Annotated in this window: 9 protein-coding genes; 3 read left to right on the top strand and 6 right to left on the bottom strand. The window is 66.6% G+C overall.

Going from position 1 to position 13,311, the window contains the following annotated elements; translation table 11 throughout:
• The first annotated feature begins 86 nt into the window (after nucleotides 1–86).
• A complete protein-coding gene (gene katG, locus VSR71_RS02340) occupies nucleotides 87–2,351 on the top strand; it encodes a catalase/peroxidase HPI (protein WP_342912325.1) in 2,265 nt (754 codons plus the stop codon).
• 147 nt (nucleotides 2,352–2,498) lie between these two features.
• On the opposite strand, the gene VSR71_RS02335 is transcribed toward katG, so the two are convergent.
• The 3 genes from VSR71_RS02335 to VSR71_RS02325 all read right to left on the bottom strand — a co-directional run bounded on the left by VSR71_RS02335 (nucleotide 2,499) and on the right by VSR71_RS02325 (nucleotide 5,124).
• On the bottom strand, nucleotides 2,499–2,972 hold the full coding sequence (locus VSR71_RS02335; protein ID WP_342912324.1) for a YbaK/EbsC family protein: 474 nt from the start codon (nucleotides 2,970–2,972) through the stop codon (nucleotides 2,499–2,501).
• A gap of 174 nt (nucleotides 2,973–3,146) precedes the next feature.
• Complete coding sequence (locus tag VSR71_RS02330; RefSeq protein WP_342912323.1) at nucleotides 3,147–4,649, bottom strand: tripartite tricarboxylate transporter permease; 1,503 nt, start codon at nucleotides 4,647–4,649, stop codon at nucleotides 3,147–3,149.
• Nucleotides 4,650–4,662: 13 nt separating this feature from the next.
• A complete protein-coding gene (locus tag VSR71_RS02325; RefSeq protein ID WP_342912322.1) occupies nucleotides 4,663–5,124 on the bottom strand; it encodes a tripartite tricarboxylate transporter TctB family protein in 462 nt (153 codons plus the stop codon).
• 375 nt (nucleotides 5,125–5,499) lie between these two features.
• Here VSR71_RS02325 and VSR71_RS02320 point away from each other — a divergent pair, with 375 nt between their 5' ends.
• Nucleotides 5,500–7,281 (top strand): potassium/proton antiporter, encoded by a 1,782-nt coding sequence (locus VSR71_RS02320; RefSeq protein WP_342912321.1) that lies wholly within the window; start codon nucleotides 5,500–5,502, stop codon nucleotides 7,279–7,281.
• 235 nt (nucleotides 7,282–7,516) lie between these two features.
• Here the strand turns inward: VSR71_RS02320 and VSR71_RS02315 are convergent, their stop codons facing one another.
• From VSR71_RS02315 to VSR71_RS02305, 3 genes are all read right to left on the bottom strand, one after another.
• Complete coding sequence (locus VSR71_RS02315) at nucleotides 7,517–8,512, bottom strand: tripartite tricarboxylate transporter substrate binding protein (protein ID WP_342912320.1); 996 nt, start codon at nucleotides 8,510–8,512, stop codon at nucleotides 7,517–7,519.
• Nucleotides 8,513–8,540: 28 nt separating this feature from the next.
• Nucleotides 8,541–8,996, bottom strand: a complete 456-nt coding sequence (locus tag VSR71_RS02310) for a DUF2214 family protein (protein WP_183282504.1) — start codon at nucleotides 8,994–8,996, stop codon at nucleotides 8,541–8,543.
• A gap of 122 nt (nucleotides 8,997–9,118) precedes the next feature.
• On the bottom strand, nucleotides 9,119–10,339 hold the full coding sequence (locus tag VSR71_RS02305; RefSeq protein ID WP_342912319.1) for a CaiB/BaiF CoA-transferase family protein: 1,221 nt from the start codon (nucleotides 10,337–10,339) through the stop codon (nucleotides 9,119–9,121).
• A 308-nt stretch (nucleotides 10,340–10,647) separates the two neighbouring features.
• On the opposite strand from VSR71_RS02305, the gene alaS reads away from it, so the two are divergent.
• Nucleotides 10,648–13,272, top strand: coding sequence for an alanine--tRNA ligase (alaS, locus tag VSR71_RS02300; protein WP_342912318.1), 2,625 nt, complete (start codon nucleotides 10,648–10,650; stop codon nucleotides 13,270–13,272).
• Nucleotides 13,273–13,311 lie beyond the last annotated feature (39 nt).

Below are 13,311 nucleotides of genomic sequence, written 5' to 3'. Positions count from 1 at the left end.
AGCTATCGTGCAATAACACGCAATCGAGCGACCGCTGAAGCCGTCGCGGCAGGCGTATGCAGTACGTCCCCATAAGGAGAGAACGTATGTCCAACGAAGCAAAGTGTCCCTTCACGCATACCGCCGGCGGCGGTACGACCAATCGCGAGTGGTGGCCGAAGCAGTTGCGGCTCGACCTGCTCAGCCAGCATTCCGGCAAGTCCAACCCGCTGGGCCCGGACTTCAACTACCGTAAAGCGTTCAAGGACCTGGACCTCGCCGCAGTGAAGAAGGACCTGGCGGCGCTGATGACCGACTCGCAGGACTGGTGGCCGGCCGACTTCGGCCACTATGGGCCGCTGTTCATCCGCATGGCGTGGCACGCCGCCGGCACCTATCGCATCGGCGATGGCCGGGGTGGCGCCGGGCGCGGTCAGCAGCGTTTCGCGCCGCTCAACAGCTGGCCGGACAACGTCAGCCTGGACAAGGCGCGCCGCCTGCTATGGCCGATCAAGCAGAAGTACGGCCAGAACATCTCGTGGGCCGACCTGCTGGTGCTGACCGGCAACGTTGCACTGGAGACCATGGGTTTCAAGACCTTTGGCTTCGGTGGTGGCCGCGAAGACACCTGGGAGCCTGACGGCGACGTGTACTGGGGCGATGAAAAGACCTGGCTCGGCGGCGACGTGCGCTACGGCAAAGGTGCCGCGGGCAAGTACGACGACGCCGGCGTGCTGGTTGCCGACGAGGACATGCATGGCGCCGAGGCCAGCCGCACTGACAACGGCCGCCACCTGGAAAACCCGCTGGCCGCCGTGCAGATGGGCCTGATCTACGTGAACCCGGAAGGCCCGGAGGGCAACCCGGACCCGCTTGCCGCGGCGCACGACATCCGCGAGACCTTCGCGCGCATGGCCATGGACGACGAGGAAACCGTCGCGCTGATCGCCGGCGGGCATGCCTTCGGCAAGACGCACGGTGCCGGGCCGGCGGACAATGTCGGGGCCGAACCGGAAGGCGCGGATCTCGAACTGCAGGGCCTGGGCTGGTCGAGCAGCTTCCAGACCGGCAAGGGCGCCGATACCATCACCAGCGGGCTGGAGGTCACCTGGAGCAAGACGCCGACGCAGTGGGGCAACAGCTATCTGGAAAACCTGTTCGGCCACGATTGGGAGCCGACCAAGAGCCCTGCGGGCGCCAACCAGTGGGTGGCCAAGAATGGCGGCGAAACCATCCCGCATGCGTTCGATCCGTCGAAGAAGCTGCGTCCGACGATGCTGACCACGGACCTGTCGCTGCGCTTCGACCCCGTGTACGAGAAGATCTCGCGGCGTTTCCTGGAGCATCCCGAGCAGCTCACCGAGGCCTTCGCCCGCGCCTGGTTCAAGCTGACCCACCGCGACATGGGTCCGCGCGCGCGCTATCTCGGCCCGGAAGTTCCGAAGGAACAACTGCTCTGGCAAGACCCGGTGCCGGAGGTCGACCATCCGCTGGTCAATGATCAGGATGTCGCCGCGCTGAAGCAGAAGGTGCTGGCGTCAGGCCTGCCGCTGTCGCAGCTGGTGCAGACCGCGTGGGCGTCGGCATCGAGCTTCCGCGGTTCGGACAAGCGGGGCGGCGCCAATGGCGCGCGCATCCGGCTGGCGCCGCAGAAGGACTGGGCCGTGAACGAGCCTGAACAACTGGGCAAGGTACTCAAGGTCCTCGAAGGCATCCAGGCCGAGTTCAATGGCGCGCAGTCTGGCGGCAAGAAGATCTCGCTGGCGGACCTGATCGTGCTGGCCGGCGGCGCGGCCATCGAGCAGGCGGCGCAGAAGGCCGGTCACAAGGTCACGGTGCCATTCTCGCCGGGCCGCACCGATGCGTCGCAGGAACAGACCGACGTCGACGTGATGGCCGCGCTCGAGCCGAAGGCGGACGGATTCCGCAACTTCGTCAAGGCGAAGTACAGCATCCCGTCGGAGCACCTGCTGATCGACAAGGCGCAGCTGCTGACGCTGACCGTGCCCGAGATGACGGTGCTGATCGGCGGCCTGCGCGTGCTGAACGTGCATACCGGGCCCGATGGGCATGGCGTCCTTACCGACCGGCCGGAAACGCTGACCAACGACTACTTCCGCAACCTGCTCGACATGGGTCTGGAATGGAAGCCGCTGTCGGACGAGCGCGAGCTGTTCGAAGGGCGCGACCGCAAGACCGGTGGCAAGAAGTGGACTGGCACGCGTGTCGACCTGGTGTTCGGTTCGAACTCGCAGTTGCGCGCGCTTTGCGAGGTCTATGCCAGCGAGGATGCGCAGGAGAAATTCGTCAGGGACTTCGTCGCGGCCTGGACCAAGGTGATGAACCTGGACCGCTTCGACCTGCTGGACTGACGCCTGTCTTGACGCCTGTTGCCTTAGCGGCAGCGCGACCCCGCCACGGCATTGATGCCCTGGCGGGGTTTGAGCATGCCCGCCGCCGTCATGCAGACGGCAAAAAAAACGGCCGGCAGGCGCCGGCCGCGACGAGGTGGCTTCGCTCTACATCATCCTGTGCGCGAAGTGCCCGCGCTTTGCATCGGCCATCAGTGTCATGAACTGGTCGGTGCTCATGTGCACCAGCTCCTGGTGGTCGCCCGCTTCGAAATAGACGTCGGCGTGCGTCAGCAGGCTGTCGTCCAGCCAGGTCTGCGTGCCGTACGCCATGCCGACCGGCGGGATCGCGCCATGGTCGCAGTCCCTGAACACTTCGCGCACGCCATCCTCGTGCGCCAGCGACAGGTTGCGTCCGGTCTGCTCGCGGATCTCCGCCAGTTTCAGGTGGTGGGTGGAAGGAATCACCGCAGCGACGTAGCCGCTGTCGTCTTCCAGCAGGACGGTCTTGGCCAGGCGGTCTCCGGGAATGTGCGCAGCGTGTGCAGTGGCCATGCTGCTCAGGCTGTAGGGGTGCCGAACGGTGTCGAACTGGCTGTGCTTCTTGCTCAGGCATTTCGCCAGCGTATTAGCCATGGTCATGATGTAACCTCCGACGCGCTCATCGCGACAGTTGTCCGAGTGCTAATACTATAGGTCGCGGCGGGCCCGGCGGAGGCGGGTCACCGTGTCAATTCCCGGCACAAAAAAAGGGCACCTCGCGGTGCCCTCAGTGTTGCATTGCGAGCCGGCCCGCAGGCCGGCGGCAAGTCCTGCTTATTCTTCCTGGAACGCTTCTTCGCGCTTGGCCTTGATCGACGGCAGCGCCACGATCACCACCAGCACCGCGGCGGCGATCAGCAGGCCCATCGACAGCGGACGCGTCACGAACACGCTGAAGTCACCACGCGACAGCAGCAGCGAGCGGCGGAAGTTTTCTTCCATCATCGGCCCCAGCACAAAGCCGAGCAGCAGCGGAGCGGGTTCGCAGCGCAGCTTGATGAACAGGTAGCCGATCACGCCGAAGGCCGCGGTCTGGAACACGTCGAAGGTGGTGTTCTGGACCGAGTACACGCCGATGCAGCAGAACGTCAGGATGGCCGGGTACAGGTAGCGGTAAGGCACCTTCAGCAGCTTCACCCAGATGCCGATCAGCGGCAGGTTCAGCACCACCAGCATCAGGTTGCCGATCCACATCGAGGCGATCAGGCCCCAGAACAGCGCCGGGTTGCTGGTCATCACCTGCGGGCCGGGCTGGATGTTGTGGATGGTCATCGCACCCACCATCAGCGCCATCACCGCGTTGGGCGGAATGCCCAGCGTCAGCAGCGGGATGAACGAGGTCTGCGAAGCCGCGTTGTTGGCCGATTCCGGACCCGCCACGCCTTCGATCGCGCCCTTGCCGAATTCATTGGCATGCTTGGAGGTCTTCTTCTCCAGCGAGTAGGCTGCGAACGAAGCCAGCGAGGCGCCGCCGCCGGGCAGGATGCCCAGCGCCGAGCCCAGCAGGGTGCCTCGCAGCACGGCGGGGATCATGCGCTTGAAGTCTTCCTTGGTCGGGAACAGGTTGGTGATGTGGTCGGTGAAGGTCTCGCGGTGTTCCTTCTGCTCCAGGTTGGCGATGATTTCAGCAAAGCCGAACACACCCATTGCCACCGAGACGAAGTTCAGGCCGTCGGTCAGTTCCGGCACGTCGAACGAGAAGCGCGCGGCGCCCGAGTTCACGTCGGTACCCACCAGGCCCAGCAGCAGGCCCAGCACGATCATGGCGATGGCCTTGACCAGCGAGCCCGAGGCCAGCACCACGGCGCCGATCAGGCCCAGCACCATCAGCGAGAAGTACTCGGCGGGGCCGAACTTGAAGGCCAGTTCCGACAGCGGCGCGGCAAAGGCGGCCAGGATCATGGTGGCCACGCAGCCGGCGAAGAACGAGCCCAGGCCAGCGGTGGCCAGTGCCACCCCCGCTCGTCCTCGCCTTGCCATCTGGTAGCCGTCGATGGTTGTCACCACCGAGGACGATTCACCGGGCAGGTTCACCAGGATGGCGGTGGTCGAGCCGCCGTACTGGGCGCCGTAGTAGATACCGGCCAGCATGATCAGCGCGGCCACCGGCGGCAGCGTGTAGGTCACCGGCAGCAGCATGGCGATGGTGGCCAGCGGCCCCAGGCCCGGCAGCACGCCGATCAGGGTGCCCAGCACGCAGCCCAGGAAGGCATACGCGAGGTTCTGGAAGGTCAGGGCGGTGGAGAAGCCCAGGCCCAGGTTAGCAAGTAGTTCCATGTTGGCGGCCTCCTTAGCTTGCCAGGAAAGCCGGCCACACCGGCATCTGCAGGTTGATGCCGTACACGAACGCGCCCAGGCTGATCAGCACCAGGATGATCGAGTTGAGGATGGCACCCTTCCAGCTGAACTCATGGCTGGCCATCGACGACACCAGCACCAGCACCAGCACCGACAGCACCATGCCCAGCGGCTTGAGCAGCAGGCCGAACAGCACCACCGATCCGAGGATCCACAACAGCGTCTTGATGTCCCAGCGGGCCAGGCTGTCTTCTTCCGCCTTGGAAGACAGCGAGCCCCACAGCACCAGCACGCCCAGCAGGGCGAGCACGATGCCGAGCCAGAACGGGAAGTATCCGGGTCCCATTTTTGCGGCGGTTCCCATGGAATAGCCGCGTGCGACCCAGGAAAAGCCGAATCCGACCAGGATGAACATCAGGCCGGAGGCGAAGTCCTTTTGGCTACGTATGCGCAAAGTGAATCTCCTCGAAAAGACGCTTGAAATCTGCGGTTGACCCTTTGTTGCGCCGCATCAATGCGGTCTGCAACGAAGGGCCCTCCTGCGGGCAGGGTGGAAGTTAAGGGGGCGACCTTTCAGCTACCTTTCAGATGTCTGCAAACAGGGTCATGGTTGGGGTATCCCCTAGTGAGATGGCGCTTAAAAGGCGCCTGGGCGATCCGCAAAGTCAGGCTGGAGGCGGGCTGGCGGGCGATGCAAAGGGAGTGCTGCGCTATCATCCGGGGCAGCCCGGGTATCGGGTCCGCGGTCTTCGCGGGGGCGCCGGCCTGAAGGTTTTGTAAGGTTTGAAAGGGTTCCGGCAAGCAACCTTAACGTGACGCAAGGAGCAGCTTGGAGAGCATCGACCACGTCATCCTGATCGGCGGCATCGTGATGTCGCTGGGCATCGTGCTGGGGGCGTTTTCGGCACGCTTCGGCGTGCCATTCCTGCTCGTATTCCTGGCCGTCGGCATGCTGGCCGGCGTGGACGGCCCGGGCGGCATCCGTTTCAATGACACCTGGCTCAGCTTCCTGGTCGGCAACCTGGCGCTGGCGGTGATCCTGCTCGACGGCGGCCTGCGCACGCGCTTCGCCACTTTCCGGGTTGCGCTCAAGCCGTCGCTGTCGCTGGCGACCGTAGGCGTGCTGGTGACGGCGGGGCTGGTGGGCGTGTTCGCGGCGTGGCTGCTCGGTATCGACTGGCGGCTCGGGCTGCTGCTCGGCGCCATCGTCGGCTCGACCGATGCGGCGGCGGTTTTCTCGATGCTGCACAGCAGCGGCATCCGCCTCAAGGACCGGGTCGCGAGCGTGCTGGAGATCGAGTCGGGCATCAACGACCCGATGGCGATTTTCCTGACGCTGACGCTGATCGAATGGATCACCGCGCCCGGCGGGCTGACGCCGCTGGGGTTGGCGACGAGGCTGCTGGTGCAGTTCGGCGTGGGTGGCGCGCTCGGGCTGGCGCTGGGATATTGCCTGGCGCATGTGCTGGAGCGCATCCACGTGGCCGAAGGCCTGCAGGCAATCCTGCTGTGCGCAGGTGGTGCCACGGTGTTCGCGCTGGTGCAGACCGCCGGCGGCAGCGGCTTTCTGGCGGTGTACCTGACCGGCATGCTGATCGGCAACCGCGAGCGCGCCGTCACCGCCGACGTCATGCGCGCGATGGACGGCATGGCCTGGCTGGCGCAGTCGGCGATGTTCCTGCTGCTCGGCCTGCTGGTGGCGCCGCACCGGATCCTGGAAGTGGCCGGGCCCGCGGTGGCGGTCGCCGCCTTCCTGATGCTGGTGGCCCGCCCGGTGGCGGTATGGGTGGCGCTGCTGCCGTTCCGCTTCAACGCGCGCGAGAAGGGCTTTATTGCGTGGATGGGCCTGCGCGGCGCGGTGCCGATCGTGCTGGCGCTGTTCCCGCTGCTGCGCCAGGCGCCCGAGGCCGGCTTGCTGTTCCGCATTGCCTTTGCCGTGGTGCTGGCCAGCCTGCTGTTCCAGGGCACCACCGTATCGGTCGCGGCGCGGCTGGCGCGCGTGCGCCGGCCCGGTTATCCGGAGCCGGTGGCGCGTTCGCGGCTGCGCGGCACGCGCGCGCCGATCCTGGAGGTGATGCAGTTCTGCGTGGGGCCGAATGCGCCCGTGGAAAACGTGCGCGCCGACCAGCTCGAACTGCCGCCGCGCTGCCGCCTGCTCACGGTGGCGCGCGACGACGCGCTGGCCGAGCCGGGCCAGACCGTATTGCGCGCTGGCGACGCCGTCTGCGTGCTGGGGCCGACCATCTCGTTGCCGATGCTGTCGACGCTGTTCCAGACGCCGGGCCGGGCGCCCACCTGGGAGCAGGTGTCGCACGATTTCCTGCTGTCGGGCGATGCACCGCTGCGCGACGTGGCCGCGCTCTATGGCATGCGCGAGCTGACGCCGGAGGAAGAGCCGCTGACGCTGGAAAGCGCGATGCAGCGCGTGTTCACTTCGCCGCCGGTGGAGGGCGACAGCGTCGAGATCGCGGGGCTGCCGCTGACGGTAACGCGGATGGAGGGCGCGGAGATCGTGCAGGTGGGATTGCTGCTGCCGCGGCTGGACGGGGATTCCGGCGGGAAGCTGTGGGTGCGGAGGCGCAGGGAAGAAGCGGGCCGCGAGCATGTCTGATCGCGCCGGTTTGCTCCCCTCTCCCGCGTGCGGGAGAGGGGCAGGGGGTGAGGGCAGGAGGCTCAAAGGCTGAGGGCGGTGGGTTAAAACCCTTGGCCTTGCTTGATGTGGTTCCTAGCTGAACCGCCCCTCCCCCCAGCCCTCTCCCCGTGAGGGGAGAGGGAGAACACCTTGCCTAGGCTAGTTCAGGCCGCCTGGGAGCACCCAAAACCGTTGGCGCTGCCAGGGCTTGCCCTTAATCGACTTTCGCCCCCGATACCTTCACGATCTGGGCATACTTCTTCAGTTCCTTCTGGATCAGCGCCGCGAACTGCTCCGGCGTGGTCGGCGCCGGCTGTGCGCCGATGCGGGCCAGGCGCGCCTTCATGTCGTCCGTCTTCAGGATCGCAACGATCTCGTGGTTCAGCTTCTCCACGATGTCGCGCGGCGTATTGGCGGGAGCGAACACGCCGAACCACGTCGAGATATCGAAGCCTTCCAGCCCCAGCCCCTTGCCGGCCTCGGCAATGGTCGGCAGGTCGGGGAACGCCGCAGCGCGGCCGGCGGTGGTCACGGCGAAGGCCTTGAGCTTGCCTGCCCTGATATTGGCCGACGCCGAAGCCAGGTTGTCGAAGATCAGGTCGGTCTGGCCGGACAGCACCGACAGCTGCGCGGGCGACGCGCCGTTGTAGGGGATATGGACCATGCTGATCCTGGCCATGCTCTTGAACAGCTCGCCCGACAGGTGCCCGGCGCTGCCGTTGCCGCCCGAGGCGTAGTCCAGCTTGCCCGGATTCTTGCGCGCGTAGGCGACCAGGTCGCGCACATTGTCGATGCGCAGCTCGGCGGCCTTGCCGGGGTGCATCACCAGCACGTTGGGCACGTCGGCGACCAGCGTGATCGGCGCGAAGTCCCTGACCGGGTCGTACGGCATCTTGCTGAACAGCGTCGGGTTGATGGCATGCGTGGCCACCGCGCCCATGACGATGGTGTAGCCGTCGGCCGGCTGCTTGGCGACGTAGTCCGCGCCCAGGTTGCCGCCGGCGCCCGGCTTGTTTTCCACCACCACGGGCTGGCCCAGGCTGTCGCGCAGCTTGTCGCCAATGGCGCGCGCCACGGTGTCGAGCGGGCCGCCGGCGGGATAGGGCACCACGAAGCGGACGGGCTTGGTGGGGTAGGCGTTGGTGGCCGCCACGGCGGCGGCTGGCATGAGCGCCGCGGTCAGCGCGGCGGCAAGCAGTTTCTTCAGCATGTTGCGGATGACAGAGGGATTGGGATTCTTAGCGGGCCCCGATGCCGCGCGCCATCATCACGGCGCACAGCGGCAGCAGGATCACCAGGTGCGATTCGATCATGACCCAGCGCCGCGCCGCCTTGATCTCGGACGGCGGCGGCACGTAATCGGGCAGCCTGCGCGCCTGCTTGCGCCAGCGCGCGATGGCAAAGGTCGGCGGCAGCGAGCACAGCGCGATCAGCACGAACACGCCCATCTTGGCGTGGAACCACGGGTTGTGCAGGTAGAAGTCGACGCCCTTGGCGCCGTAGAACAGGCGCAGCAGGCCGGTCGCCAGCGCCAGCATTGCCGACAGGAAATAGAACAGGTCGTACAGCGACAGGCGCCGCACGGTGGCCGGAGTGAGGTCCGGGCGCAGTGCCACGGCCTCGGCGGCCATCAGCGTGATCAGGACAAAGATCGCAAGGAAATGCAGGAAGGCCAGGATGGCGTCGGTCAGCATGGATTCTCCTTTGCTTTGCGCGGGCCTGCGCGGGCGCGGGCCCGGGGAAAATACTTCAGTGGGGACTGAACTTCCGGAAAGCACCTGCGGCGGGCTGGTTTGCCGCAGGCAGGAGGAGAATCTTACAGCACACCTTTTGCACGAAGTGCGGCGATCTGCCCGGCGCTGTAGCCCAGGGTGTTGCCGAGCACCGAGTCGGTGTGCTCGCCCAGCAGTGGCGGGTGGCGCAGCGCCTGCGGCGGCGTCGCGCTCATCTTGATCGGGCTGCCGACCAGCTTGACCTCGCCGGCGCTCGGGTGGGGCAGGTCCACGCGCAAGCCGCGCGCCTTGACCTGGTCGTCCTCGAATACGTCGTCGAGCGTGTTGATCGGGCCGCACGGCACGCCCGCGGCCTCCAGGTCGCGGATCCACTGCGCGCGGGTGCGCGGGCGCACCATCTCGGCCAGGATCGGCACCAGCACGTCGCGGTTGGCCACGCGCTGCGGGTTTTTGGCAAAGCGGGGGTCGTCGGCCAGCTCTGGCCGGCCACCGTCGGTGACGAACTTGCGGAACTGCCCGTCGTTGCCAACCGCGACGATGATCCAGCCGTCGGCGGCCTGGAAGGTCTGGTAGGGGACGATGTTGGGGTGCGCATTGCCCCAGCGGCGCGGCGCCTCGCCGCTGGCCAGGTAGTTGGTATTCATGTTGGCGAGCATGGCCACCTGCACGTCCAGCAGCGCCATGTCAATGTACTGGCCCTCGCCGGTGCGGTCGCGGTGCGCCAGCGCCGCCAGCACGGCGATGGTGGCGTACTGGCCCGTCATCAGGTCGGAAATCGCCACGCCGGCCTTCTGCGGGCCGCCGCCGGGCAGGTCGTCGCGCTCGCCGGTCAGGCTCATGAATCCGCCCATGCCCTGGATGATGAAGTCATAGCCGGGGCGCGCGGCGTACGGGCCGGTCTGGCCGAAGCCGGTGACCGAGCAGTAGATCAGGTCAGGCTTGACCTGCCTGAGCGAGTCGTAGTCCAGGCCATATTTCTTCAGCTGGCCGACCTTGTAGTTCTCCAGCACCACGTCGCTCTGCGCGGCCAGGTCGCGCACGATCTGCTGGCCCTCGGGCGTGCTGATGTCGCAGGTGACCGAGCGTTTGTTGCGGTTGGCGGCCAGGTAGTAGGCGGCCTCGGCGGTGTCGCGGCCGTCTTCGTCCTTGAGCCAGGGCGGGCCCCAGGTACGGGTGTCGTCGCCGGCGCCGGGGCGCTCGATCTTGATCACATCGGCGCCGAAGTCGGCAAGGTTCTGGGCGCACCAGGGACCGGCGAGAACGCGGGTCAGGTCGAGCACGCGGAGATGGCTTAAAGCTCCCATGGCGGTAGAAGAAATTCTGAGGTGGTGCGGGGGAAGGATCGGAAAACCGGCTGCCGGCGCCGCGGCGCGAAACGGGCCGGCGCGGGGTGCCTGCACTGTATCACCCGGGCCCGGCGAGGCAAGCCGCAGAGTGATGCAAAAGCCTCTTCACGGTATTGGATTTGGGCGATAGCCGGCCGCTGCCGGGGCGCGGCGCCTGGACTGCCCGGCATGTCCTTTTGGGGCTGGCTTGCCCGTATAATCAACGGTTTGCAAATCCAAAACTGACTCGTCGCGCCCGGCCCAGCCGCAGGAGCGTCCGCCATCCCATGAAAGTCTCAGACATTCGCAGCAAGTTCCTGCAGTTCTTCGAATCGAAGGGCCATACCGTGGTCCGCTCGTCCAGCCTGGTGCCGGCGAACGACCCGACGCTGCTGTTCACCAACTCCGGCATGGTGCAGTTCAAGGACGTGTTCCTGGGCACCGACAAGCGCCCGTACACCCGCGCGACCTCGTCGCAGCGTTCGGTGCGCGCCGGCGGCAAGCACAACGACCTGGAGAACGTGGGCTACACCGCGCGCCACCACACGTTCTTCGAAATGCTGGGCAATTTCTCGTTTGGCGATTACTTCAAGCGCGAAGCCATCCAGTACGCGTGGGAACTGCTGACCAAGACCTACCAGCTGCCGGCGGAGAAGCTGTGGGTGACGGTCTACGCGGAAGACGACGAGGCCTACGACATCTGGGCCAGGGAAGTGGGCGTGCCGGCCGAGCGCATCGTGCGCATCGGCGACAACAAGGGCGCGCGCTACGCCTCGGACAACTTCTGGCAGATGGCCGACACCGGCCCATGCGGCCCGTGCTCGGAAATCTTCTACGACCACGGCCCGGAAGTGTGGGGCGGCCCTCCGGGATCGCCCGAGGAAGACGGCGACCGCTACATCGAGGTCTGGAACCTGGTGTTCATGCAGTTCAACCGCGACGAGCAGGGCAACATGACGCCGCTGCCCAAGCCGTGCGTGGACACCGGCATGGGCCTGGAGCGCATTGCCGCGGTGCTGCAGCACGTGCACAGCAACTATGAGATCGACCTGTTCCAGGCGCTGATCAAGGCCGCTGCGCGCGAAACGCATATCGACAACCTGAACCAGAACTCGCTGAAGGTCATCGCCGACCATATCCGCGCGTGCTCGTTCCTGATCGTCGACGGCGTGATCCCCGGCAACGAAGGCCGCGGCTATGTGCTGCGCCGCATCGTGCGCCGCGCCATCCGCCACGGCTACAAGCTGGGCCAGAAGACCCCGTTCTTCCACAAGCTGGTGCCGGACCTGGTCGCGCAGATGGGCGAGGCCTACCCGGAGCTGGCCGAAGCCCAGTCGCGCGTGACCGAAGTGCTGAAGGCCGAAGAAGAGCGCTTCTTCGAGACCATCGAGAACGGCATGGCTATCCTGGACGCCGCGCTGGCCGAGCTGAAGCTCAAGGGCGGCAAGACGCTGGACGGCGAACTGGCCTTCAAGCTGCACGACACCTTTGGCTTCCCGCTGGACCTGACGCAGGACGTGTGCCGCGAGCAGGAAATCGGCGTGGATGAAGCCGCCTTCGACGCCGCCATGAGCCGCCAGCGCGAGCAGGCGCGTGCCGCCGGCAAGTTCAAGATGGCCGCGGGCCTGGAGTACACGGGCGACAAGACCGTGTTCCATGGCTATGAAAAGCTGGAGCTGCCGCAGGCAAAGGTCACCGCGCTGTATGTGGATGGCGCCGCAGTCGACGCCATGCAGCCGGGCCAGACCGGCGTGGTGGTGCTGGACAACACGCCGTTCTACGCCGAGTCGGGCGGCCAGGCTGGCGACCAGGGCGTGCTGAAAGCCGGCAATGCCGTGTTTGCCGTGGCCGACACCACCAAGGTCCAGGCCGACGTGTTCGGCCACCAGGGCACGCTGGCAGGCGGCGCGCTGAAGGTCGGCGACGCCGTGTCGGCGCAGGTCGACGCGCTGCGCCGCGCGCGCACCGTGCGCAACCACTCGGCTACCCACCTGATGCACAAGGCCCTGCGCGAAGTGCTGGGCTCGCACGTGCAGCAGAAGGGCTCGCTGGTGGATGCGGACAAGACCCGCTTCGACTTTTCGCACAACGCCGCGCTGACGGAAGACCAGATCCGCCGGGTGGAAGAGATCGTCAACGCCGAGATCCTGCGCAACGACGATACGCATGCCGAGATCATGCCGTTCGACGACGCGGTCAAGGGCGGCGCGATGGCGCTGTTCGGCGAGAAGTACGCCGACGACGTGCGCGTGCTGTCGATCGGCACCTCGAAGGAACTGTGCGGCGGCACCCACGTGCACCGCACCGGCGACATCGGCCTGTTCAAGATCGTGGTGGAAGGCGGCGTGGCCGCCGGCATCCGCCGCGTGGAAGCGATCACCGGCGACAACGCGCTGCACTACCTGCAGAACCTGGATGCCAGGCTGACCGAAGCCGCTGCCGTGCTGAAGGCGCAACCGTCCGAACTGGTGCCGCGTATCGGCCAGGTGCAGGACCAGGTGCGCGCGCTGGAGAAGGAACTGGAGCGCCTGAAGAGCAAGCTGGCGGCTTCGCAGGGCGATGAGCTGGCGGCGCAGGCTGTCGACATCAAGGGCCTGAAAGTGCTGGCGGCCCAGCTCGACGGCGCCGACGTGAAGACGCTGCGCGAGACCATGGACAAGCTCAAGGACAAGCTGCAGAGCGCGGCGATCGTGCTGGCGGCCGTGGCCGACGGCAAGGTCAGCCTGATCGCCGGCGTCACCGCCGATGCGACCGGCAAGGTCAAGGCCGGCGAACTGGTCAACTTTGTCGCCCAGCAGGTGGGCGGCAAGGGCGGCGGCCGTCCGGACATGGCGCAGGCTGGCGGCACCGAACCGGCCAAGCTGCCGCAGGCGCTGGCGGGCGTCAGCGAGTGGGTGGCCGCGAAGGTCTGATGGCCTGACCGTACCGCAAGCCGATGAAGAAGGGGCGCC

This window comes from Cupriavidus oxalaticus (assembly GCF_038900635.1).
GTDB classification, from domain to species: domain Bacteria; phylum Pseudomonadota; class Gammaproteobacteria; order Burkholderiales; family Burkholderiaceae; genus Cupriavidus; species Cupriavidus oxalaticus_B.
This window is presented reverse-complemented; position numbering and strand designations above follow the sequence as displayed.